Raw genomic sequence first — 21,673 nt, forward strand, 5'->3', positions numbered from 1 at the left:
GGCCACCACGGGGAGACGGTGTTGCCGACCAACCGCGGATGGCCGCTGGAGCCCAAGGAGGGGAAGGGGTGAAGGTGGTGGGAGGGGTGGAAGGTGAGGGAGGGGGCGGGGTTAGAGCTGTGCCTCCGGCGGGGGGCAGACGACTCCGAGATGGAGTTGCCGAACGGTTCCGGTAGGTGGGTGGTTGAGGTGGGATGCCATCCAGCCAGCCACCGACCCAGACAAGCCGAGCAGACCAGGGCCAGGGCGACAGGGTCGTACGTCCGGTAGGGCGCTCCACCTGGTCACCCTGGCCCTGGCCCGCTCCACGGTGTGTGGGTCGGCGGCAGACAGTGATGGCACAGATGCGGAGCGCGGGCCGATGGACGTGCTGAAAGAGCGGCCGGACGGGCGCAGCAGGCAGGTCCGATGGCGTCGCGAGCTAGCTGCTGCGATGCCAGATCCACAGCAGATCAGCAACCTTCCACCCCGTTGCCCAATCTCGTAGGGTGGTGGAGTGAGTGACGACAAACACCAGCTTGCCGTCGAGCTGAAGTTAATGAACGGCGACGGGGAAGCCGAGCAGATGGCCATTAACTACTGGGCATTGAACTCGGAGGGTGGTTGGCGTTACACAGTAAGGGAGGTCGCCAGCACGGCCAAGATCTCCCAGATAGCCCTAACGCAACGCCTTCGCGTCGCCGTAATTGCCAGGGACCCTGAGTCCCCGTGCGACCAGTGCGGTTTTGGAATGACAGCATCCACTCGAACCGAGTTGGATCAGAACCGGCGGCTTTCCGCTACCCGATCGATGGTATGCACTCCCTGTCGTTTGGAAGTCGAAGAGGCTGAGAAGCAAGCGGCAGTCGAGCGGCAGGAAAGGCTAGTCGCGGAGGTTCAGCAGCGCTTTGGTCACCGCGATCAAGAACCAGTAGTTACGCAGGACCTCACCCTGAGACAGGCCGTGTCTCTTCTGGCGCTTTTCCGAAATCCTATCGATGAAAACTACACCTGCTCGATCCCGCTTAAGGCTTGGCTCGGCGAGCAGTACGCTGCGCGCAGCGAGGATGGACGGAAGCGGATCACTGAGTTATGGAATGCCGGCCTAGTCACCGTGCATCCATCTACACCTCCGTCTGCCTTCGGGTGGGTTGAGAAAGACGACACCGAACGGGCTGGCCTCTACGTGGACGCTGTCAGGTGGACAGTCCGGGGATCTGGGCCGACAGGGAGCATTAACGCGGCGCTAGTAAAAAGCGTGCGGACGGCGTTTGCAGGTAGCTGGCCCGATTCTTGGCAGTTTGGCTGGGCGGACGAATGGGATGCCGTAATGCTAGAGGAAGCTACCGCTTACCTCGAACTCTGCATGGAGGATCATAATCTCGACTTCAATCCTGGCGAGAGAACCCGCGACGTCCTCGCGGATGCTCTCAACTATTTCTCGCTAGGTGCGCTATACAATTTCATTTGGAGGGCCGCTAGGGACAGCGCAGCCTACTACCAACGAGGTGGAGTCCCGCGGAAGCAAGCCGCGAATAGCGCTATAGGACGTATAGAGAGGGTCGCCGAGCGCGCGCTCGCCGAGAGTTGGGACGTCAAGGCATATCGTCGGGATAGGCGGCTCCCCTGGTCTTCAGTCAGTACAACTTTCTTCGTGAGTCTGCTCGGCATTGGTGACCCGATGACCATCACGCCTGAGAATGTGACTCTGGCGAAGGAAGTGACGCCGAACGAGTCAGACGAGACCGAGGATCCGCCGACGGAGGGCGACAGCGTGTAGACGTTCCCCGCGTCAACGGCTGGCGCTGGTTCCGGCGCGCCCCTTCTCCTTCGGCGCGTGCGGCACGGCTCACCGCCCTGGACATGATCGTGCGGGCCGCCGATTTACGGTTTCCCGGCGCCACCGCCGGGTTCTACCGTCGTTACATGACCGCGAGCGCAACCGAGGAGCAGCAGCTGTTTGCCGAGATGCTCCTGCACCTCGACAAGATTGAACCGTGGCTGAAGCGCATGGACCCTGAGGGGCCGCGCGCGCGTCCTCAGGAGCGCAGCGATTTGAGCCGCGACGACAAGGAGGTTCACCCGCATCAGCTCAGCCAGGCCGCCTGGCACGCGCTCTCTCACGCTGTCGACCATCTGCACTGCCTGCGCACACTCCTGAAGGACGCGCATGTGATGCACATGTACGCCCCGTACTCCCTGGCCCGCGCCGCCCTGGAGAACGCGAGCGCGGCCGTGTGGCTACTCTCCCCGGACGACCGCGCAGCGCGGATCCTGCGCCGACTGCGCTTTACCGCGCTCGACATCCGCGGCGGCGAGGCGATGCAGAAGCTGCTCGGCGTAACCGGGCCGAGAACCGAAGCGGAGCGCCTGGATCAACTGAAGGCGATCGCGAAGCGGCGGGGCATCGACGAGAGTGCGGCCATCAAGCACGTCGGCTATGCCGAGATCGTCAAGGCGGCCGGCGACACCATGCCAGGCGGCAACAAGCCGTATCTGCTTACCTGGAAGATGTGCAGCGCCATCGCGCACGGAGACTTCTGGGCGACGCTCAACGTCGTGAGCCGGACGGAGCTGCCCGGCGCGCCGGCAGGCGTCGCTCACATGCGCATCACGGCGAACGCCAAGAGCCTGTTCTTCGCCGTGTTCTTCGCCGTCGCCATGACCACCGCTGGCTGGCATCTCTACGACCAACGCAGCGGACGTCGCGCACATTAACCAACCCCGACCGTGGGTCATGTAGAGGGTGCCAGGCCGGTGCTCTGCTGCCCGGCTAGGGCATGCTCACCCCGCTACCCGCCGATCACCTGTGCACGACCAACTAGCGACACCTCCACTCGAAGTCGAAAGGATGACCATGGCCAGCAGGAACCCCCGCAAGCTGCCCGCTTGCAGGCACGTTGAGGTCGGCGCCCAACTCCAGGAAGCCCGCGATCGGCTCGTCCACCTCGTGGTCGAGCTGTCTAACGCCTACCCGAAGTCGTCCGGACAGGTAAGGGCCGCCGAGCGGGCTCTGAGGGCCGTTGACGAGCTGCGGTCCGTGCTGGACGACGTGTCGGCCGGCGAACTGCCGGGGGAAGCCTGGTCGACCAGCATCTACTACGGCGGAAACGTTGACGTGTGGCGGCAGGAGGCGGAGCGGGTGTTGGCAATGCATCAGGCCGACAACCCGCCGTGCTGTACTGGCTAACCCGAGGACCACGAGTCGTGGCCCGCCGCCGGAGAGGCTGACTGCCAGGTACGGGGCGGCAGTACAGCAGCGAAGTACAGCAACCGATCAGGCTGGAACAGCTACCATGCGCCGCCAGGAGGTTACCAAGGCCTGCGGAGACAGCCATAGAGGACCGCACCGCCCGGAGCTACGGATCAGAGGGTCGTCAGACGTTGCAGCGCATCTGCGGACCGCCCTGCGGGCGGCCTCCGGCCGTCCTCGGACGCCCGCAGAGCGTCGCTATGCGAGGCGGCGGCCGCCACCGAACGCCGTTGGGCAGTGAGATTGCGGACGACGTCGGACAGCCTTGCAGGCGGATAGGTCCACCGGGGCACCCTCTTGACCGGTCAAATATCCGGATCTGTCAGCCGGGCGGTCACTTGACCCGCCTGCCCAGGAGGCTGAAGCGTCAATCACCTGCAAAGTCCAGCTCGTACACGAGAGGTACGAATGACATTTCGCTGAGCAGGCTTACAGTGATCGCATTTTCCGGAAAATCGTTGAGCCATCGTTGCACCTGCTGTGCAGGAGCGCCAGCGTTGAGGCCAGCTAGCGCCAGGACACGACGCTCCAGTGGACCGCTAACCCGCGGGATAGAGGCTTCGATGGCATCAATTGCCAGACGAGGATTCCAAGCAGCCAGACGCTGTGCGGCAAGCGCAAGCAATGGTAAACTATTCGCATTTTCGGCAAGCTCGGTCGCTAGATGGTTGATCACGCCCTTCGTCATCAATTTCCGATCGGACGGGAACATCGTTGCGAATTGCGCAACGGGCCATTCTACTTTCCCCCATGGCGAGCTGCAATAATCAAGAAACCAGTCCTGCATCCTCGCTGCCCGCTTTGAGTCTCGGAAGAGGCGGCCGAGGTGATCCGCGACATGCGGCATCCGGTTTGCCACGCCTTGGATAGACTTCAGCTTCCGAAACTTCTTATGCGTCTTCATTCTCTCCGCAACGAATCTCACGGTCGTTCGATTGGCATTCTCCTTGTCTTCAACAATTTTGTTGATTAGCGCGTTTAGTGGGCCGGTGTCGGTCGGGGATGACGCTAAGCCTTCGTCGATTGCGCTGTGCTCCACCTTCAAGACCTGATCGATGACGGCATTGCCTTCAAGCAGCTTCGTTTTGGCCACATTAAGCTGGAGCCCCAATCGCCCCAACGCCTTTTGGATCTCAATCTGAGCCAGCCTTAGTTGGCCAGCATCGTTACCAAAGAGCCAGATATCGTCCATCCATCGCGCAAAACTACGTGTACTGGGTTGTCCGAGCCGGAGAACTTCTTGGCTTACATCAACCAGAACGTCGTCCACGCCTGAAAGGTAGAAATTCGCGAGAACGGAGGACGCTTGGCAGCGTTGGGGTATTCCCGATCGGCCAGGAACCTTATCCCAGGACTGCAAGAGCGAATTCAAGCGATCCGCCTCGGCGCCTCGGCCAACTGAATTCAACCGCTGATCAAGTTGCGCGCATATGCGGTCAACGGGAATGCTGGCGAAGCACGAGACAACATCTGTCTTCAATGCCGCATCGTAAACGTTCGCCAACTCGCTTATGTGTGCCCGGTACTTCTCCCACTCGCGGTCATTACGAGCATACTTGCCCGACCTTCGCTTCCCGCGAGGCAACCTCCACCCGAAGACATTCGGGTGGAGGCGTCCAATGAGTGCATTGCTGACCATTCCGACAATCGCCTGATAAGCCAAGCGATCAACCGGCTCCAGCACCACGGCGGGGCGAGTTGCGAAATTCTCCTTCGGCACGTCAACCAAACAGGACGCGTTGGCGCCTCTGCCGTTTAAACGAGCCTGGAGGACGGACGGCTGATGCTTAATGACCCAGTCGATCTCCGGCCATCCCCATGGATCCCGGTACCAGTCACCAAGAAGGTCCTGATGGGTTGTTGATAATGTTGCGCCCAAATCAACTTTCGGAAGCCACAACTCGCATCACCCCTGCCGAGTGGATTCACTGAATCATTTATAGAACCCATTCGGCGGGTTCACCGATCTCGTACTCTTGCTTCTTCCCAGGGACTACGCCGCGTCGTCTGATCTGGTTCGCATCCACCCAAAGTATTGAAGGGTTTGCTCCATTACGCAGGCGTTCGAGTTCTTTTGCTTGCTCGGTCGTGGCATCTAGCTCATAAATATCTGCAACAAAGATCTCCCGGCTCTGGGCAATCTTGCTGTAACGTATGGGCGTCACATGCCGCCGGACCTTACGTTCGAAGATCCACGGGAAAGCGTGAGCAGACACAAGGCCTTCGTCGACTAGTTCTTCCCAGAACTCGCGCCACGGAGAGGTCTCCCGGGACTCGCCCGACTCGAACCATCGGAAAAACGCAACGAGGTTTTTGCCCGGGACTCGGATCCTGAGGTCGTTTTTGCTCGATTCGTCGACAGGAACCAGGTCATCGGTGAGGATCCCCAGATGGTCAAGATGTTGCCTAGCCGATTCGGCGTACTTGTACACCCCGCCAACGGGTATGTAAGTGTTAAAGCGCTTACCTTGAGTCAACAGGTAAAGTCCGTCAATCTTGATTCTGTAAAGATACGAGATTGACAGCCGGATGCTCTGCCTGCGATAGACCAGAGAAAACCAAACGAGTTTTAGCCATCGTCGATTTTGCATTACCGAGTCGATTAAGGGGATTGCAGCCCCGGTCACGAGCCCGCTTGTTACGGCAAAGGCGCCGCCGCCTGCATCCATGAAAGGGAGGGCAACAAGGCCGAGCACGACAAAGGCCGCAAAGATCCCTGGTCGCATGTCGCCCGTTTCTCCCCTGTGTCAGGTCAGGTGGGACCTTACAGTCTCGGTGTCCGATCACTCAACGGTCGGAAAGCTGACACTCTGGCTGCTAACGCTGGGTAGAGGCGACGATCACGCCGGCTCGTTCGACCGCACTGAGGAGCGCTGGCGCGGACGAAGGGTCCGAGAGTGCAGCCGTTGCCGGATGCGTGCGGGCGTGACCACGTCGCGATGAGGTGCAGACGCCGCGGCATGCGGCGGCGTGTGTGGCTCGAATATTCGGTTCGGCCGTCTGAAGTGCGGTTCTGTGCGAGCTCGAGCCTGGCGCAGCCGGCATGTTCGTCGGCATGAGCGCGTCGTTGCTGTACCTGCTGCTTCGCCTGATCCTGCAGATGATGTCCCAGATCGCTCGCGACGGTGGGGCGAAGGATGTGGAGATCCTGGTGCTCCGCCATCAGGTGGCGGTGCTGCGCCGACAGGTGACCCGCCCCGACCTGCAACCGGCCGACCGGATGGTGCTGGCGGCGCTGTCGCGGCTGTTGCCCCGCCCGCGCTGGTCGGCGTTCTTCGTCACCCCGGCCACGCTGCTGCGGTGGCACCGTGAACTCCTCACCCGGCGATGGACGTACCCGCATGCCCGGCCGGGCCGGCCACCGGTCGACAAGCAGATCCGTGAGCTGGTGCTGCGACTCGCGGCGGAGAACCCGACCTGGGGGCACCGCCGCATCCAGGGCGAACTGGTCGGCCTCGGCTACCCGGTGGCGGCCAGCACGGTGTGGATGATCCTCAACCAGGTCGGGGTCGACCCGGCACCCCGGCGGTCCGGACCCACCTGGAAGCAGTTCCTGACCGCCCAGGCCCACACGATCCTGGCCTGCGACTTCTTCACCATCGACACCGTGTTACTCAAGCGGATCTACGTGCTGTTCTTCGTCGAGATCGCCACCCGCCAAGTCCACGTGGTTGGGGTGACCGCCCATCCAACCGGCGCCTGGGTGGCCCAGCAGGCACGGAATCTACTGATGGACCTCGGCCAGCGCGCGGCTGAGCTGCGGTTCCTGCTCCGCGATCGAGACACGAAGTTCACGGCCGTCTTCGACGGGGTGTTCACCGCGGACGGCATCAAGGTGATCAAGACCCCGCCGCAGGCACCCCGCGCAAACGCCTTCGCCGAGCGGTGGGTGGGCACCGTACGCCGGGAGTGCACCGACCGGATGCTCAACGTCGGCGAGCGCCACCTTGCGGCCGTGCTCGCTGAGTACACCCGCCACTACAACGGCCATCGACCACACCAATCGCTGGATCAGCGGCCACCGAAACCTGCGCCGCACGCCGTTGACCTCAACGCCGCTCGGGTCCACCGGCGACCGATCCTCGGCGGGCTTATCAACGAGTATTCGCAGGCAGCGTAGCCGAACCGACTTTACGAGCCCCACAGGCCTGGTCGGTGAGGTCGGCGATGAGTCCGGCGGCCGGTTCGACATCCCCGACGTTGCCTGCGGTGACCGCGGTCGCGGTGATGACCTCGACATCCGGGTCAACGGCGATGTGGCCCTTGTAGCCGTCGAAGCCGCGATGGCTGGTCTTGTGCCCGTGCCGGGCCTCGGCATCGACGGTGGAGATCACCCGGTCCGAGGTGACCTTCCGGGGGCGATCCGCAGCGTCCCGTCGTCGCCGGTTTCCAGGTCCTGACCCAGGACGGTGGCCAGCAACCGCATCGCCTGCGCGACCGGCTCGGCCAGGTCGGTGAGCCCGTCGAGGACGGCGAGCAGCGCGTAGCCGTCCCGGGCACGGGAGTCGACCAGGGCGTCACGGACGCCTCGGTCGTCCCAGTCAATCACCGGCTTGCCGGTGCTGCTGTAGTCATCACCACTGGCCAGCACGGCCCGCAACCGCCCAGCCAGGTCGCCGTCGGCGGCGACGAGCAGACCCCGGATCGCGGAACGGATCAGCGTGATCGTGTCCATCGAGGCGACCGCGTCATACAACGGCGTGGAATCCAGCACCCGCCGCCGGCCCACCAGCGCTGCGGACCGAGCGGCGTCCAACGCGACCTGGAAGATCCGGTCCGGCCGGTCGGAGCGACGCAGCCGTTCGCGCATGTCGACCAGCACCGTGTGGGCGAACCCCACCCGGCCCCCGCCGTCCCAGCCGCCCACCCCCGCGGCGTAACGCCAGCGGGCGTCGAACGTGAACCGGTCGACCGCCTCCCGGTCCGACAGCCCCTCGAGGCGTTGCAGCACCATCACCGTGGCCACCACCGACGGCGGCACCGACCGGCGACCGACCGCCGCGAACAGGTCGGCGAACAGCCCGTCCGGGAACAGAGTCTCCCGATGCTGGTGCAGGAACGTGAAGATCGAGTTGGCCGGTAACGCCTCGTCGCAGAACCGGCTCACCGGATCCAGCAGGTCCAGCTGCTGTGAAGCCACACCCAACGCCACACGGGCAAACTACCTGAAATAGATAGAAAGCGATGGCCGCCACGCCGGTGGCAGCCATCGTTTAACACGAGTCACCTAGCCAAGGTGATATCGCCCGGACCGCCCACCTTCAGATGTTTCCGGTGAGCCGCAAGGGCAGCCGTGACCTGTGGCTGCTCCACGCCTGCTCGTCCGACGAGCGTCCCCTGCGTCCCGGCGTGTCCGGCGCGGTCCCGGTGGGTTCGGCTGGATCCCGGTGGCGGCGACGCCGAGGGCGACTCGTGGCGATATCTCGCTTGCGCCCCTTGCTCTTCTTCGCTGGCGTCGATATCTGACACGACTCGACGACGTTGCCGGAGGTCTCACACTCTGCGAGTCCACGACCATCGCCGACGGACTCATCACGCGGGGCGGCCGAGACCTGGTGACCGCCAACGTACTGATGATGCCTATCAGCACGGCGTCAGCGGCCATGATCGCGGCCCAGAGGACGTGCCAGACCATTAGTGGCACATGCGCGAACGGTGCAGTCGGCCCGCCGCTACTCCTCGTCGGGCTCGCCTAGGTGCGGCCGATGCTCCGCGATCCACGCCTCCACGTCGCGTTTCAGCCACACCGCGCCCATCCCGAGCCGGTCGTACGGCTCGGGGAAGTCCGGGCGGTCGATGATCTGCCGCGCCCGCTGTCGGCTGACGCCGAGACGCGCAGCGATCTCCCCCGCTCCGTACAGGTGCCGTGGCATGGCCGCAGGGTAGCCACACCGTAACTGGTCAAACCGCAGCTTGTCTGGCTACAGCTTTCCGCGTTGCAAGATGCATCTTGACAAGGGGCGAGCATCGACAAACGATAAGCACATGCTGCTGACCAGGACACCCCGCCCGGTACCCGCAGGCCCACGACACTGCCGGGATTGGCGGACGGGATGGCGGCGATGCACCTGCGGCCTGCCCTGGCCCTGCCCCGATCGTGGCCCGGTACCCCCTGCCGAGCCCCCACCGCCGTACCGGGGCACCGCCCCGGTACCGCCGCCGCGATGGGGGCGGGAGGTGACGGCGCTGTACCCGCTGATTGGTCGGGCGGGGCACCTGACGCCCGCGCAGGCGCGGCGGGCAGGCATCCGGCGGTGAGCGGGCCATCGGGACGCCCCCATACGCCGATGCGCCCCCTCTGGCGGTGCCGCCGCTGCGGCTGCCCCTGGCCGTGCTCGCCCGCTCGCCTGGCCCTGCTGGCGGAGTACCGGGACGCCCGCTCGTCGCTGGCCGTCTACCTCGCCCTCGCCCTCGCTGACGCCCTGGATGACCTGCACCGCCTCGGCCTCGACACCGGCGGGGTGCACGCCCGGTTCCTCGGCTGGCTGCGCGCACGGAGTGAGCCGCCGCGTGGACGGGACGATCTACCCTGGCACGATGCTCGCCGTTGAACTTCCCAAGGTCACCGACTGGATGCAGGAATGGGCCAGCCTCGCCGGCGTCCTCGTCTCAGCCCTCGCCGTCGTCATCACAATGCTGTGACCATCAGGCCCTGCCCCGGCTGCTCGTCGAGCCACTTCGCCGCGGCCTCGTTGGCGACCTCCATGGGTCGCTGTTCGGACCAGGGGATGTAGAGAGGGCGGATGGGCTGGTCGTTCCGCGGCGTAGGGCTCTTAGATTAGGCCAGGTCGTCGGTCGCGGGTACCTCGATGTCCCGCCAGTGCAGATGGTTGAGGATCAGGCCGAGCAGCTGCACTGCCCGCCAGATGCCGATCGCTCCGGCCGTGGCCGCCGCGGTGACGGGGATCGCCCAGTAGACGCCATGCAGGGCGGGGTACAGGCCGGCGAGGACGGCGACCAGGGCCCCGGCCCAACCGATGCCGGTCGACACGGTCGGCTTGTCGCTGGCGGGGGTGCGGGGCATCGCGGTCTCCTCGTAGGGGTGAATGTGTGTTGGAGGCACGGTAGCCAGTGCAGCCCGGGCCGGCAGTCACCGGGCACGCCGATCAGGAACTACATAATCGGCACTATGCGCGGGAGTGTCAGCCTGCTGGCGGGCTTTCGCGCTGGGCCCGCGTCGCCGCGGGAGGTTCATTCCTTGCACTGACGTCGTCTTTCCAGCAGGTCAAAGCTCCCGGCGGCGAAGTCCGTTGCGTCTCTTGAGGCCTCCTGTTTCGTGGTGGAGCCCAGCCGCATCAACTCTCTGATGTTGTCGGCAGTCTCAGAGATCTCCGCGGGCTGTAGGAGGCCCTGATCTTCGATGAGCCAGCAGTCAAGAGCAACGGGCCACGTGCGCAACGAATCAACCTGCGCCGAACCGACGAGGATGCCCACGTAGGCCAACCGCAGCTCGTCTCCCCCAATCCTGGTACCGCCACCGACCGGCGACCAGGCGGGTGAGAACACGACGGGTAGCGCTGAATCGAGCACATCTGCACCGGCGTCGTTGCCAGGCATCCGTGCCGCGGTCGTGACGCTCTTGGGCACAGCTCGACCTGGCGCCGCGGCCTGTTGGGGGCAGAATCGACGGGCTGCCTCGTCGCGAGCGAAAGTTAGTAGCCGACGCCGTCGGTCGTTAGCCGGGGGCTCCCAGCGGACACCAAGGGCTTGAGCTAATGCCTTGCCTCTCGCGTTAGCAGCCGCAACTTGGGCAGCCAGGTTCTCTGGGGTGCGCGTGGGCAGAACGATCGAGCACCAGGCCGGTGGAACCGCCTGTAGCTGCCAGCCGAGGCTGTCGGCAAGTGGTGGATCTTCAGAGCGAACTCGGAGTAGGTAGGCGGCCATGTCCCGCCTTACCCGCCGGGCGCGCGGCCGATCGTAGGCGTCCTCGCCGCGATCGGGGATGTACGCCTCAGGAAGGCCGGCGTCCCGGGCACTGAGCTTGTCGTGGGCCTCGCCTTCCGCGCTGAGCCGGTCCCATGCTGTATCAGGAACGGGGGCCGATACCGACGGCGGAGCAACCTTTGGTGAAGGCGCGTCGGCCGAGCGGGCCGATGACGGGGGAGGCTGGTCGGGTGTGGCAGACGCGCCACAGCCAGTCAGGACCAGCGTCAGGACGGCCAGTGCACTATAAAGGCCAACACATCTCCGCCTGTCAACATCCGCGCCGCCGCCCACGTACGCCTCCCAACGTCGGAACTGTCTGCTTGCGGCCCATTAGACATCCCCTCACACGCAGCTGCCGTCCCCCTCACGCTCCCGCAGGCCGAGCCACGGGTCTCCGCATCTTTCGGCTGGAATCTGCCTACCCAGCCGCTCCGCCAGGTGGAGGGGCGCTCCGGCGAATGGTGGCCATATGCCCTGTTCGGCGCAGTCACGCTGCTGATCGGCTGCGTCGCCATGGCCGTGGTGACACTGGCCCGATGACTGACGGGCGGTGGCAGACCAGCACCCGACGCATCGACGTCCGGCGCTACCAGTGCGCGCTTGACTCCTATCCGCGCCGCCACCGCCGGCCTCCCCGACGCCGCGACCACCGCTTCCCACGGCGGGGACAGGCCGGCCGCTGAATCCGGGGTCCACCAGGAGCACCCGGGCGGCGCCCACCGAAGGGTGCGCCGTGGTGGCCTGCGCGGCCGGCAACCTTTGAGATGCCGGTTTAGATGCAGGTACTGTCAATCGGTGGTGAAGGTGGGGAGTCTGCCGCAGGACCAGCGGCTGGTGCTGGCCGCGCTGTCCGGGGTCGCCGGACGGTACGGCAGCGGCGCCGATCGCAACGCGCCCCGCGCCGAGGCGATCGCCGCGGTGCACGAGGTAACCACAGACCCGCGGCTGCTCGGCATCCAGGCCGGCGTGGCGATCGCTGACCCCACCGGCGTCAGCGGACCGACGGTGGAGCTGCTGGAGGCGTCCGGCGCCGACATGCAGGTGGCCGCCGAGCACGCAGCCGAGGTGCGACAGCGCTTCGAGCAACAGGGTCTCAGATACGACACGACGTAGACCCCTCGCCGCCGGAGGTAAAGCCCTCGAACTGCTTCTCCTAGGCTTCCTCGACACGGTCATCCGGTGAGCACCTAAATGCGACCGGATCTGCCGCCACCGGTGCGGCCGACTCGAGTCACCCTGCCTGGGGCATGGCGCTGCCGTCCTGCTTTGCATCGAACTGCCACACTCGCTCCGATGGCTCGCTCGTAGGTATGGAAGACCCTGAAGCGCTCCTGACTGGGGGCGCCACGTTGAGGGCAGCTCCCAACTGGCCATGGCTGTGATCGCCGCGGTCCTCACGGCCCGCCGAGCGCGTCCGAGCCGAGCCCGGCCGGACTGCTGCGGCCGTCGAGGGCTGGTGTCCAGACAACCCCATTGGGTGGCGTCACCCGGATTACGCCGGCCTGCCGTCGACCGTCGGCCATGTCAACGTCCCGCCGTCACCAGATGAGTCGCGACGGTAGCGGGACCATCCAGGCTCAGATACGGCCCAACAGATCACGCTTCTTCGCCTCGAACTCCTCGTCGGTCAACACGCCAGCATCGCGCAACGATGCGAGCTTCTGCAGCGCGTCATACGGATCGTCGGCAGCTTTAGGGGGCGACGCTGTCGGCGAAGCCGTGTGCTGGGAAGACAATTCCTGTCGGATCGCATTGGCGAGCGGCTCAAGGTCGGATTTGATGATCCCCGATATAGAGGCGGAGGTTCCTGACGCAAACACGCTTAACTCCCCAGTACCCAACCCAGACTTGGTCTTCACCGACGAGATCGAACGTAAGGGGAAGTCCTCCTTCGCCTGGCCTATCACCCCGTGGAAAAGAAACAGCAGACGAACGTCAGTAAGTACCAAAATGCCCTGCTTGCCGGTGTAGGTCCCTTGAGCTATGGACCTGACGGTCTCGCCCTCGTACAGGTGCCCTGCGAGCATCTTCAGCTCACGCTTGCCACCTATCCGCCAACCCATGCGGGCGGCCGCGGCGACGATGTCGGGGCGCTCGTCGCCGAGGAGTTCAGTCATCCTCTGCTTCTGGACCGCAGCAGAGTTCGCCTGCATGCGTTCGAGCCGCGTCTCGCCTGCAGCGTCCAGTTCGACAGCGGACGGGTCCGTTCCCGCCGCCCGGTTGTGCTCCACGACCGTTACCAGCCAGTCGTGCAGAGCCTTGAACTGGTCTCTGCTCTTCTGTCGAAAGATCACTGTGTTCGGGTTCGACCCAGCCGTGCCAGCGCTCAACCTAGGTGGTGCCACACCGCCGAGACCGAGGGTCAACCAGCCGTTCACCATTAGGTTGGCCTCCTTGAGCACAACGCCAGACACGGCCTCCAACGGGATCCGACGTGGCCGGTCCACTACCAGTCCGCCGCTCCTCGCAGCGAAACCCGAGTGGGTCAATATCAAGTGGTCGTCCTCAGTGACGATCGTGCCGTTATAGCCCTTGTACTCCATAGCGCCATCCTGCATGGGGCGGCGCGCGCTTCGGGAGGGCCAAATCAGCCGTTGACGACAGACCGATCCGGTAGTGCGTTGCCCTAAGTAGCCGGGAGCACGCTTCGATAGCTCAGCGAAGCGGGCTACTGGTCAAGCGTTCTCGGCCTGTGTCGCCCCGCCATCTCGGGCGCTGTGCGAACAGCGCAGTGCGCCTCGAGGCCGGACTGCCACATGGAAATCACGCAGAGGGGGCGTGGATCACCGCAAGGTCGCCTCGCCTGCACGTCGGTGGTGAGGCGGTGACTTGATCTAAGCGGAAAGTCGAGCGTCACTGCTCACGGCCGCCACCTCGGCGACCCGACAGCGGCATCCCCACACCCGCTGGCCGGGGTGGCGGCCACCCTGACACCGCTACCCCGAGGGCAATCTTCCGATGACGCAGCCGCACCGACGGGCCGTACCCCACGCTGTCACCGACGTCCCGCTGTGGCTGCTCGCCGCCGACGTCGCCGCCGCTCACCTACCTGACCCCGATCACCCCGGCCGCTGCGCCAACCTGCGCTGCGTCGGCGAGGCGTACCCGTGCCCACCGGCGCGCGACGCTCACCGCGCCGGCCAGGCTGCGACCCGACCCCGGCTGCTCGCCGGAGGCCGGGCACGGGTCGCCGCACCGGCTGCGAGCGCGGTGGCGCGGTTCGCTGGCTGGTTCCGGCCAACCCGGCCGGTGACACCTCGGCAGCAGCCCATGCCGTCGCCCCGTGCCGCCTGAGCCCGACCTGCAGCCGACTCCGCCGGGGCGGTTGCGGCCTTCGGCGATGCGCCGACCCACGCCGCCAGATCCTTGACCGAAGGAGTCTCCCGTGACTGGTATTGAGGCCTTTCTGCGCCGCCAGACAGAGATCATCGACAGGGTGGGCTGGGCCGTCACCCTCGTCGTGCCCACCGACGACGATCCCGACAGGGCCCCAGCATTCGCCTACACCGTCGGCTTGACCGCTCACCACTACCCCGAGCTGCTCATCGCCGGACTCGACCCCGCCACCTCGCAGGCGCTGCTCAACGACCTGGCAGGCAGGGTCTATGGCAATGCCGAACGCTTTCACCACGGCCAGCGCATCGGCGACCTCATCGCCGGCTACGACGCCGTCGTCGTCGCTGGCGCCCCGACCGATCAACTGCACCCCGGCGCCGCGTTCGGCCGCTACGGCCGCGACCGCGTCCGCCTGCAGCAGATCGTGTGGCCTGATCCGGACGGCCGGTTTCCCTGGGACAGCGGCTACACCTATCCATCGGAGGTGCAGCCGCTGATCGGGCATCTGTAGTCGCGCTCCGCGTGGGGCTGGATGTGCTCGCGTCCAGCCGCACGCCACACGTCTCGTATCCGGCGCTGCCGCCCGCCGAGAAGGAGCAGCAGAGCAAGAAGCGAGGCCGTTTGTCGTTTGCGGTGGTGTTACCGCTGTTGGTCTAGGCAAGCAGGCGGTCTACGAGCGCGGGCGGTGTCCGCTGCGGTCTTGAGCCGCAGGAGCGCGTCGGCCGCCTGCCGGGGCCACACCGCCTGCGGCGCCAGTTCAGCGGCGGCGGTCAGCTCGCGTAGCAGATGGGCGCAGCACAACTGGTGCCCGGCCGGGGTGTAGGGGTCGTAAGGCGCCCACGCGTCGTGCACGGCGATCCCGGTCAGCGAGCCCATCACCTGCCCGCGTCCATGGCACCGTCACCGATCGCCCCGCCCACATCCGCGGAGGCGTCACCCACCGACGAGACGGTGTTCTCGATGCTGTCCCTGGCACCTTATGGCCGGCCGGTGGGAACCACCGTGTGGGCGGATCCCACCCGATCGCTGGGTCTCAGCCGCGGTACGACTCCTCGAAGTAGTCCAGGTCCATCCGGAACTGCTCCCGGTAGCGCTCGATCCGTTCGGCGTCGACCAGCGTCGGATCCAGCTCGCCACGGCCGTCTCGGGCCGCCGCGAGGACCGTGTCGATGCCCTTGGAGGCGGCTTCCAGGCCGTTCAGCGCGTCGAGCACATCCCGGTCCGCCACTATCGCTCCTCCGCCAACCGCAGGGTCCGGAACTCGTTCCAGGCCAAGGTCTCCTCCTGCCGCAGCGCGGTCAACGCCGCCCGGTCCACGCCGGCGTCCATCCGTCGCTGGATCGGTTCGAAGGCGGCGTCGAGTTGGGCGCGGGCGGCCAACCAGGCCCGCAGCGCCCTCGCCAGCTCCGTGTCACCCCGGACCGGATACCGGTCCCCGCTCCGGCCGGCGGAGGCCGGCTCACCTCCACCGAACTGCTTACGCAGCCAGCGCCCCGCAGTTCCCGCCACTGGTCCCCCCTCCTGCCGCCGACACTCCTCGAAGTGGTCCCACTCGTCCAGTCGCTCACCCAGCATCTCCCTGCGGCCCCGTCACCGCACGTCGCAGCCTCCATCAGGGTTCCTCAGCTCCCTATGGTCGGAGCGGGATGTCCAAGGTCTCGGGCAGCCTCCTCGCTGAGCCTGTCGACGTCGACGTCCATCGACCGCAGGAAGGGTCGAATCGCTCCGGCTTCTCCTGTCAGGAGAGCGAGCAGCAAATGACTTGTCCCCGGCCAGCGCGAGCGGGTGTCCGTCCCGTACCGCTTGGCACGGTTCACGGCGGTGGTGACGGACGCGCTCCAGGGAGGGTCGTCGACTCTGGCGCGAAGGCCCGGGCCGTCGGATGCCGCCGTGCGGGCGAGCCTCAGCAACAGCGAGGGTGAGTCGATGCCCCGACGCGCGAGCAACGCGGTGGCGTTGTTGGTGGGGACCAGGTCCGGCCGGAACTGCTCACCCGCATCGCGGAGTTGGTCCTGCACGATGGTGATGCCGAGAAGCAGGTGTTCGGGCCCAACCTCGCTGGCGCCGAGGCGAACCCCTTCCCGCACTGCCTCCCGGGCCACGACGAAGAGCACGGGTCCCTCCGAACGTGGCCGCGCCGCGCGCAGGAGACTGCCCACCATCCGGACCGGTGCGGGAAGCGTGCTGTCGAGAACTCCCAGCAGTCTCAGGCCCTTCACGGCGTCGTCGATCGGCTCACCCGACACGCGCACACTGATCCCCACCGGCATGCGCGCCATCACCCGTTCGGCGTCCACGCCGACCGCGTCGAGCAGTCGGCGGGACCGGTAGCTGGGGTCGGCGACGATCCCTGGCAGAAGGTGCATCGCGTGCGCGTGGGCAACGCCGACCGACCGGGCGTCGTCGATAGCCGACCGGGTCACCTCCCACACGGCCGCACTCCACGCCGGCGGCTCCGCAGGCCCCGACCGCAGGCGCGGTTCCCGGGCCCGCCAACCCGCCTCCCGCAGGATCGTGCTCGCCTCCAGGTCGGCCTCCGTCGCGGCCGGCGGCGTGGCCGGCGGCTCGTCGTCACCCAGCCAGCTGTGCCCGACCCGGTCGGCGATCAGAGAGGCGAGCGGTGCGAGCTGCTCCTTCAGCGACGGCAGACGGCGGCCCAGTTCGAAAAGGACGTGGTCGGTGCAGACGACCGCCTGCCCGTCCTTCCAGCACCTCCGGTACGCCATGGCGAGAGTCCACAGCATCGCCGCGCCCGCCGTCGTGACGGTTCGTTCGGAGTGAGCGCTCATGAGCCCTTCCCGCCATCCTGTCGCCGCACCGAGGAGGCCACGGGGGCGGCCCGACCGGCGAGCGCCGATCGGGCGGCCCCTGTCTCCCGGCATTGCGGACCGGATTCAGTTCAGCTGTTGAACGAGGGCCGGCAACTCCGGCAAGACCTGCCGCAACGCTGCCGCTAAGGCATCGATCTGGCCCACCATCGCGTCACGCCCGGATCCGCGGGTCACCCGCCGAAGGTCGGCCGCCACGTCCGCCGCATCCGGCCGAGAGCTGTAGTCAACAGCCCGAACGAGGTGCCATCGAACCTTCCGGCCCCGGTGGTCCACGTAGTACCCGTCGGGTCGGCCACTGTTGACGGGCCTTCCCGCCAGGACGAAGACAGCGCCCTCCTGCCAGTCCAACTCCACTTCCACGAAGGCTTCCGGCATGAGGTAGGCGAGTGTTGTACGGGAGGCGTCGGGCTCACGAGCGACGCTGGCTCCGGCATCGATCACGAGAAAACGGAATTCCGCCGCGGCGTGTCTTTCCATCGCGTCCCGCCCGAGGACGTCAGAAATCAAGGCCACGGACATCTCCCTCGATCTTGCCGAACAGCTCAGACGCCTTGCTGTAGTTGGCGTAGCCGGACGTGACCCGCCGTTCCATATCGTAGTTCGTTCATGGTGTGAGCGGACCTACTCGCCGGTCGGACCGCCGGCGAGCTCTGTGACAATGTCGAGGTGTCCGAGATGGCGGGCGTACTCCTGCAGGAGATGGAACAACACGCGCTCCAGCGACGCCGGTTGTGCACCGTCCCATCTCGGACCAGGAGCCCCAACCGTCGTGAGCTCGTTACATGCGACCACGGCTCCGGTATGCGCACCCTGTGCACGCAGCGCCGCGATCAAGCCGTCGAGTGTCTCGTCGGGCGCGACGTACCACCGGTCCTCGCGTTGGTCTCCCCACGGTTTCTCGACCTCGCGCCCTTGAAATCCCCACTCAATCCAGCGCAACTCGACGTGGCGCAGGTGCTTGAGTAGCTCAAGCGGTGTCCAACCCGACGGAAGCCTGCTACGTCGTAGCTCGTCATCGGGTAGCGCGGATACCTTCGACAGCACCATCTCCCGGAAGTAGTCGAGGTACCGCAGAAACACCTCGGTCCGCCCTGCTGCTGGAACCGTCGGTGAAGGGAACGCCATCGTCATCTCGACATTGTCCGTCACGTCGGAGCCGTTCCTACCGGCGCACTGTTCTCGGCAGTTCCGGCCGTCGACCGGCACGGAGGCCGGTCACCGGGCGTGACGACTTCCAGTTGGGCGGCGCGCACGGACGGCGGCCAGATGAGGACCTCTGACCTTCCGATACCGCGTCAATCAGCCGACACTGAGCCGATGAACCCGGACGCTGCACTCGAGATCGCCTTCGACGTACCAGGATGGCCACCGCTCAAGAATGAGGCCAAATCCATGCTGGCCGCCGGCCACAAGCACCACGGAAGTGTCCGAGCCCTGTTGGAAGCAGCCGCCGTAGCGTCACGGCAAGTCGGCTGGACGATAGTAAGCGCCGACATCGCGCTCGATGTAGTTGTTCAAGCGCCGGCAGGCGGTCCTCCCGGAGACGCAACCAACTATCTCGGTGGAATCGGGGACGTTCTCCAAGACAAGAGCCACCCAACCAGCATGGACCTTTCCCACCTCGGAGCGCTCCAAGAGGTCGCACTCTACGTAGACGACCGCCAGATCCGCCGGGTGACGTACAGCGTCGAGCTGGCCGAGAGCGCTTCTTACTCTGTCCGCGTTTCAATCCTGGACGGCTGGTGACCAGCTTGCATCGCGACCACCTGCGATCGTGCGGCGACAGGCGCGCGGATCGCGGCAGCCGAGGACGTTCAGACGGTGAAGTCTGCAGGCGCGCCTTCACCCACGCGACCATCCACTGCCTCTCGGAGGATGTCCGCGTGGCCCGTGTGTCGTGCGTACTCCTCAACCATGTCTAGGAGCATGGCGCGGACCGTAGGCGTGCGGCCGTCCGGCCAGGTGAAGGACGCCGGCCCGTCGAGCCCGCGCTCCTTGATGACCTCAGCCACGAGTTCGCGCGAACGCTCCACAGCGTCTCGCCACACTGCGTAGACATCTTCTGGAGAGTCCAGCGCCCCCGTGTGCCATTCCCAGTCAGGGTCGGCGTCGAAATCTACGGTGTCCCACGGGGCTCCGTACTCCTGTCCGGCGAGCTTGACCGCCAGCCAGTCTGCCTCGACAAGGGCCACATGCTTGACGAGACCACCGAGCGTCATCGCACTGGCCGCCGTGGTCGCGCGCAGACCCTTCTCGTCGAGCCCCGACGTCTTCCAGGCGAAGGTCCGCCGGTTGCGCTCGAGAACTGACAACAGGGACTCGGCCTCGGTGGGGGCCGCCGACGGGGAAGGCTGCGGAGACGCTTCGCTCATGGCCGGCAGCATAGCCAGCCGCTCGTCTACCGCTCATCGGCAGAAGCGGATGCGCCACACGGTCGATGCCGGGTCGCTGGTAATGGAACGTCACGACGGCCGCCGACCCGTTCCTGTGGGTCTCGCTGGGTCCGCTGGTCGGCTCGCGGGCGGTTGAAGCGTCGGACGTGCCGGCCTACGACGAGCGCAAGGAGGAACCCTCAGACTCTGGGGCCGCTCATGCCCTGAGGCGCAACGCTCTCCGGCCGCGGTATACCGTCAAGTCCTCTCGACGGCGGCTAGCGGTGCGCCAACCAGACCGGCAAGTTCCGACACCTGGATGGAAACAGTGCGTGATCAGTACCAGGTGACGCTCTACGATCCCGCGGACGTTGACGCCTTCTCTGGGGACCCCGACGAGTTGTACTGGACGCTGGACGGCTTGACTCCAGCGGACAACCCCACCGCCAGGATCGAGTCGATTAGCACGTCTGGCCGGTTCATCGAGGTGACCGTGCGCGGTGACGCGTCACTCATGATCAGATACCGCGAAAGCGACGCAGCCGACATACACCACGTCGATGAGGCGGACATCCTCGCGGCACACCAAGCGATCATGGCGTGCCTCAGCCGTGCACACGAATGGCGTCAGGCCCTCGATCCGATCAGCGGCAGCTTCCGCACGGCTGACCTCCGGATCGACTACCAGCAGACCGGGCTGTCGACCGCGAACGCGATGCTGGATAACCTCAAGCGACGGCAACGCCGCAACCTGCCGAAGGTTGTCCCGCCGACCATCCTGTGGGGCTCTCGCACGATCACCACCGGCGATACCTGGCACGGAGTTCCGGGCAGCGGCAAGGTTGCGGTTCGCATACTGCGCCCGGACCGTGTACACGAGCACGGTATCGCGATCTTCGCACCCGGCGGAACGCTGACCGTCGGACCGGCCCAGTCTGCACGCGAGACGGTCATCTGGCCGACCGCTGACACTGCAGAGATCGTTGTCGACTACATCGCTCCCGCTCAGACGTTGCAGGTGTGCAATGTCTACATGGTCCGCAACGGCACCTCGGAGCGAGTCGATCGATGGTCGGAGAACGCCGGCATGGTCATTGAGCCGGCGGGTGAGCTGGAGCGGATCTATCACTGCAACCATGCATCGACCGCCCCACCGGGGTTCGCGGACCTCATGTTCTCATTGCGGCTGCTGGCCGGCTCGTAGCCGCCCCGGCTCGTTCCGAGCTGCCCAGCGTTCGCCGTCAGTGGCGGTCGCTGGGCTTGGGGCCGGCCGCCCGGCGGTACGGAGCGAGCGACCCGACGGTGGGTACGGACGGTGACGAGCGCGCTCGCGGACGCCGCGCTTTGTCAGCGGCAGATGCGGATGCCTACTCGTTTGAATGGGTCTGTCCTACGTGCGACCATCGTCGTCATGACGATGATCAGAGAGGGCGATGGCGCGTAGGCGCCCGGCAGCGGTGCGTGCCGCGCTGGCACATCGAGGTGAAAGCCCTACGAAGCCATCTCCGATTGATGGGCTGAGCGCGGGAGCCGCCAGAGAGATTAGGTCCTACGAGCGTTCACGCCTGTGGCCGGGCGCGGTGGCCTGCGCTCTGGTGGAGTGGAAACTTGCCGTTCACCAGCCGGTCGCCCGTCTTCTGCAGGACCCAATTCACTCCGGGTGTCCCTGCTGCGATCCGCTGGAGCACCGTGACGTGTTGGCGCAAGCGCTGGCGGCGCTCGCCCCACAGGCCCGCCGCGAGTTGCAGGCCAAGGTGAGCGCGCTGGATGACGTCTTCGAGCGCCGTACGCATCACGACCCGCTTACGCCGGTAGAGATGGCGTGGTGGCGCCGGCGTACGTGAACAGTTGAGGGTGATCACTGTGAACTCGCCCGCACCGCCATCCGGAAGATTCGCCGGGTCAAGACTGTCGCACTGTCATCGGCACGAACGGACGGCCTCGGCGCCGCGGTCGCTTACCCAAGGTGACGCCCG

General features: G+C 65.9%; 26 protein-coding genes. 10 read left to right on the top strand and 16 right to left on the bottom strand.

All coding sequences use genetic code 11. The features are described 5' to 3' along the window. Positions 1-496: 496 nt before the first annotated feature. The 3 genes from SLP03_RS21935 (at position 497) to SLP03_RS21945 (ending at position 3,169) form a co-directional block, all read left to right on the top strand. Positions 497-1,759 (top strand): hypothetical protein, encoded by a 1,263-nt coding sequence (locus SLP03_RS21935; protein ID WP_319462504.1) that lies wholly within the window; start codon positions 497-499, stop codon positions 1,757-1,759. An 83-nt stretch (positions 1,760-1,842) separates the two neighbouring features. Next, positions 1,843-2,697, top strand: coding sequence for a hypothetical protein (locus SLP03_RS21940; protein WP_319462505.1), 855 nt, complete (start codon positions 1,843-1,845; stop codon positions 2,695-2,697). A gap of 139 nt (positions 2,698-2,836) precedes the next feature. Beyond that, a complete protein-coding gene (locus SLP03_RS21945) occupies positions 2,837-3,169 on the top strand; it encodes a hypothetical protein (protein WP_319462506.1) in 333 nt (110 codons plus the stop codon). Between the two features lie 430 nt (positions 3,170-3,599). Here the strand turns inward: SLP03_RS21945 and SLP03_RS21950 are convergent, their stop codons facing one another. Further along, on the bottom strand, positions 3,600-5,132 hold the full coding sequence (locus SLP03_RS21950; protein WP_319462507.1) for an RNA-directed DNA polymerase: 1,533 nt from the start codon (positions 5,130-5,132) through the stop codon (positions 3,600-3,602). Between the two features lie 37 nt (positions 5,133-5,169). Then, positions 5,170-5,958, bottom strand: coding sequence for a hypothetical protein (locus SLP03_RS21955; RefSeq protein WP_319462508.1), 789 nt, complete (start codon positions 5,956-5,958; stop codon positions 5,170-5,172). A gap of 329 nt (positions 5,959-6,287) precedes the next feature. On the opposite strand from SLP03_RS21955, the gene SLP03_RS21960 reads away from it, so the two are divergent. Next, entirely contained in the window at positions 6,288-7,352 is a 1,065-nt protein-coding gene (locus SLP03_RS21960; protein WP_319462509.1) for an integrase core domain-containing protein, read from the top strand. On the opposite strand, the gene SLP03_RS21965 is transcribed toward SLP03_RS21960, so the two are convergent. The 3 genes from SLP03_RS21965 to SLP03_RS21975 form a co-directional block, all read right to left on the bottom strand. Continuing rightward, a complete protein-coding gene (locus SLP03_RS21965; protein ID WP_319462510.1) occupies positions 7,327-7,566 on the bottom strand; it encodes a transposase in 240 nt (79 codons plus the stop codon). The genes SLP03_RS21960 and SLP03_RS21965 overlap by 26 nt on opposite strands. Then, positions 7,563-8,372 (bottom strand): transposase, encoded by an 810-nt coding sequence (locus SLP03_RS21970; protein ID WP_319462511.1) that lies wholly within the window; start codon positions 8,370-8,372, stop codon positions 7,563-7,565. The genes SLP03_RS21965 and SLP03_RS21970 overlap by 4 nt, the downstream gene beginning before the upstream one ends. A 532-nt stretch (positions 8,373-8,904) precedes the next feature. Further along, positions 8,905-9,105 carry a DNA-binding protein gene (locus SLP03_RS21975; protein WP_319462512.1) on the bottom strand — a complete coding sequence of 67 codons (201 nt, stop codon included), beginning with the start codon at positions 9,103-9,105 and terminating at the stop codon, positions 8,905-8,907. A gap of 414 nt (positions 9,106-9,519) precedes the next feature. Here SLP03_RS21975 and SLP03_RS21980 point away from each other — a divergent pair, with 414 nt between their 5' ends. After that, complete coding sequence (locus SLP03_RS21980) at positions 9,520-9,783, top strand: hypothetical protein (protein ID WP_319462513.1); 264 nt, start codon at positions 9,520-9,522, stop codon at positions 9,781-9,783. A gap of 227 nt (positions 9,784-10,010) precedes the next feature. On the opposite strand, the gene SLP03_RS21985 is transcribed toward SLP03_RS21980, so the two are convergent. Beyond that, complete coding sequence (locus SLP03_RS21985) at positions 10,011-10,256, bottom strand: hypothetical protein (RefSeq protein WP_319462514.1); 246 nt, start codon at positions 10,254-10,256, stop codon at positions 10,011-10,013. A 167-nt stretch (positions 10,257-10,423) separates the two neighbouring features. Continuing rightward, a complete protein-coding gene (locus tag SLP03_RS21990; RefSeq protein ID WP_319462515.1) occupies positions 10,424-10,819 on the bottom strand; it encodes a hypothetical protein in 396 nt (131 codons plus the stop codon). 1,134 nt (positions 10,820-11,953) lie between these two features. On the opposite strand from SLP03_RS21990, the gene SLP03_RS21995 reads away from it, so the two are divergent. Next, on the top strand, positions 11,954-12,271 hold the full coding sequence (locus SLP03_RS21995; RefSeq protein ID WP_319462516.1) for a hypothetical protein: 318 nt from the start codon (positions 11,954-11,956) through the stop codon (positions 12,269-12,271). Between the two features lie 464 nt (positions 12,272-12,735). Here SLP03_RS21995 and SLP03_RS22000 read toward each other — a convergent pair whose 3' ends face one another. Further along, positions 12,736-13,701: an SHOCT domain-containing protein gene (locus tag SLP03_RS22000; protein ID WP_319462517.1), complete on the bottom strand. Its 966-nt coding sequence runs from the start codon at positions 13,699-13,701 to the stop codon at positions 12,736-12,738. A gap of 415 nt (positions 13,702-14,116) precedes the next feature. Between SLP03_RS22000 and SLP03_RS22005 the strand changes: the two genes are divergently transcribed. Next, complete coding sequence (locus SLP03_RS22005; RefSeq protein WP_319462518.1) at positions 14,117-14,452, top strand: hypothetical protein; 336 nt, start codon at positions 14,117-14,119, stop codon at positions 14,450-14,452. A 91-nt stretch (positions 14,453-14,543) separates the two neighbouring features. Next, positions 14,544-15,005 carry a DUF4262 domain-containing protein gene (locus SLP03_RS22010; RefSeq protein WP_319462519.1) on the top strand — a complete coding sequence of 154 codons (462 nt, stop codon included), beginning with the start codon at positions 14,544-14,546 and terminating at the stop codon, positions 15,003-15,005. A 128-nt stretch (positions 15,006-15,133) separates the two neighbouring features. Here SLP03_RS22010 and SLP03_RS22015 read toward each other — a convergent pair whose 3' ends face one another. The 6 genes from SLP03_RS22015 to SLP03_RS22040 all read right to left on the bottom strand — a co-directional run bounded on the left by SLP03_RS22015 (position 15,134) and on the right by SLP03_RS22040 (position 18,456). After that, the gene (locus SLP03_RS22015; RefSeq protein ID WP_413644662.1) at positions 15,134-15,370 is read right to left on the bottom strand and encodes an IS66 family transposase; all 237 of its coding nucleotides are present in this window, start codon (positions 15,368-15,370) and stop codon (positions 15,134-15,136) included. A gap of 157 nt (positions 15,371-15,527) precedes the next feature. Then, positions 15,528-15,722 carry a hypothetical protein gene (locus tag SLP03_RS22020; RefSeq protein ID WP_319462521.1) on the bottom strand — a complete coding sequence of 65 codons (195 nt, stop codon included), beginning with the start codon at positions 15,720-15,722 and terminating at the stop codon, positions 15,528-15,530. Then, positions 15,722-16,069 carry a hypothetical protein gene (locus SLP03_RS22025; protein ID WP_319462522.1) on the bottom strand — a complete coding sequence of 116 codons (348 nt, stop codon included), beginning with the start codon at positions 16,067-16,069 and terminating at the stop codon, positions 15,722-15,724. Before SLP03_RS22025 ends, SLP03_RS22020 begins: the two co-directional genes overlap by 1 nt. A gap of 47 nt (positions 16,070-16,116) precedes the next feature. Next, complete coding sequence (locus SLP03_RS22030; protein WP_319462523.1) at positions 16,117-16,926, bottom strand: Clp protease N-terminal domain-containing protein; 810 nt, start codon at positions 16,924-16,926, stop codon at positions 16,117-16,119. 462 nt (positions 16,927-17,388) lie between these two features. Further along, on the bottom strand, positions 17,389-17,838 hold the full coding sequence (locus SLP03_RS22035) for a hypothetical protein (protein ID WP_319462524.1): 450 nt from the start codon (positions 17,836-17,838) through the stop codon (positions 17,389-17,391). Between the two features lie 108 nt (positions 17,839-17,946). Continuing rightward, a complete protein-coding gene (locus SLP03_RS22040; protein ID WP_319462525.1) occupies positions 17,947-18,456 on the bottom strand; it encodes a DinB family protein in 510 nt (169 codons plus the stop codon). Between the two features lie 186 nt (positions 18,457-18,642). Between SLP03_RS22040 and SLP03_RS22045 the strand changes: the two genes are divergently transcribed. Beyond that, positions 18,643-19,071 carry a hypothetical protein gene (locus SLP03_RS22045; RefSeq protein WP_319462526.1) on the top strand — a complete coding sequence of 143 codons (429 nt, stop codon included), beginning with the start codon at positions 18,643-18,645 and terminating at the stop codon, positions 19,069-19,071. Between the two features lie 68 nt (positions 19,072-19,139). On the opposite strand, the gene SLP03_RS22050 is transcribed toward SLP03_RS22045, so the two are convergent. After that, entirely contained in the window at positions 19,140-19,697 is a 558-nt protein-coding gene (locus SLP03_RS22050) for a DinB family protein (RefSeq protein WP_319462527.1), read from the bottom strand. Between the two features lie 328 nt (positions 19,698-20,025). Here SLP03_RS22050 and SLP03_RS22055 point away from each other — a divergent pair, with 328 nt between their 5' ends. Beyond that, complete coding sequence (locus SLP03_RS22055; protein WP_319462528.1) at positions 20,026-20,901, top strand: hypothetical protein; 876 nt, start codon at positions 20,026-20,028, stop codon at positions 20,899-20,901. 355 nt (positions 20,902-21,256) lie between these two features. Here SLP03_RS22055 and SLP03_RS22060 read toward each other — a convergent pair whose 3' ends face one another. Beyond that, positions 21,257-21,559, bottom strand: a complete 303-nt coding sequence (locus tag SLP03_RS22060) for a hypothetical protein (RefSeq protein WP_319462529.1) — start codon at positions 21,557-21,559, stop codon at positions 21,257-21,259. Between the last annotated feature and the right edge of the window lie 114 nt (positions 21,560-21,673).

The organism is Micromonospora sp. RTP1Z1 (assembly GCF_033804685.1).
GTDB lineage: Bacteria > Actinomycetota > Actinomycetes > Mycobacteriales > Micromonosporaceae > Micromonospora.

Excerpts from the sequence above, each read along its gene's own strand:
- SLP03_RS21940 (WP_319462505.1), top strand. The coding sequence starts at position 1,843 with ATGATCGTGCGGGCCGCCGATTTACGGTTTCCCGGCGCCACCGCCGGG.
- SLP03_RS21945 (WP_319462506.1), top strand. The coding sequence starts at position 2,837 with ATGGCCAGCAGGAACCCCCGCAAGCTGCCCGCTTGCAGGCACGTTGAG.
- SLP03_RS21955 (WP_319462508.1), bottom strand. The coding sequence starts at position 5,958 with ATGCGACCAGGGATCTTTGCGGCCTTTGTCGTGCTCGGCCTTGTTGCC.
- SLP03_RS21960 (WP_319462509.1), top strand. The coding sequence starts at position 6,288 with ATGAGCGCGTCGTTGCTGTACCTGCTGCTTCGCCTGATCCTGCAGATG.
- SLP03_RS21975 (WP_319462512.1), bottom strand. The coding sequence starts at position 9,105 with ATGCCACGGCACCTGTACGGAGCGGGGGAGATCGCTGCGCGTCTCGGC.
- SLP03_RS21980 (WP_319462513.1), top strand. The coding sequence starts at position 9,520 with ATGCGCCCCCTCTGGCGGTGCCGCCGCTGCGGCTGCCCCTGGCCGTGC.
- SLP03_RS21985 (WP_319462514.1), bottom strand. The coding sequence starts at position 10,256 with ATGCCCCGCACCCCCGCCAGCGACAAGCCGACCGTGTCGACCGGCATC.
- SLP03_RS22000 (WP_319462517.1), bottom strand. The coding sequence starts at position 13,701 with ATGGAGTACAAGGGCTATAACGGCACGATCGTCACTGAGGACGACCAC.
- SLP03_RS22005 (WP_319462518.1), top strand. The coding sequence starts at position 14,117 with ATGACGCAGCCGCACCGACGGGCCGTACCCCACGCTGTCACCGACGTC.
- SLP03_RS22015 (WP_413644662.1), bottom strand. The coding sequence starts at position 15,370 with ATGGGCTCGCTGACCGGGATCGCCGTGCACGACGCGTGGGCGCCTTAC.
- SLP03_RS22025 (WP_319462522.1), bottom strand. The coding sequence starts at position 16,069 with ATGCTGGGTGAGCGACTGGACGAGTGGGACCACTTCGAGGAGTGTCGG.
- SLP03_RS22040 (WP_319462525.1), bottom strand. The coding sequence starts at position 18,456 with ATGACGATGGCGTTCCCTTCACCGACGGTTCCAGCAGCAGGGCGGACC.
- SLP03_RS22045 (WP_319462526.1), top strand. The coding sequence starts at position 18,643 with ATGAACCCGGACGCTGCACTCGAGATCGCCTTCGACGTACCAGGATGG.
- SLP03_RS22050 (WP_319462527.1), bottom strand. The coding sequence starts at position 19,697 with ATGAGCGAAGCGTCTCCGCAGCCTTCCCCGTCGGCGGCCCCCACCGAG.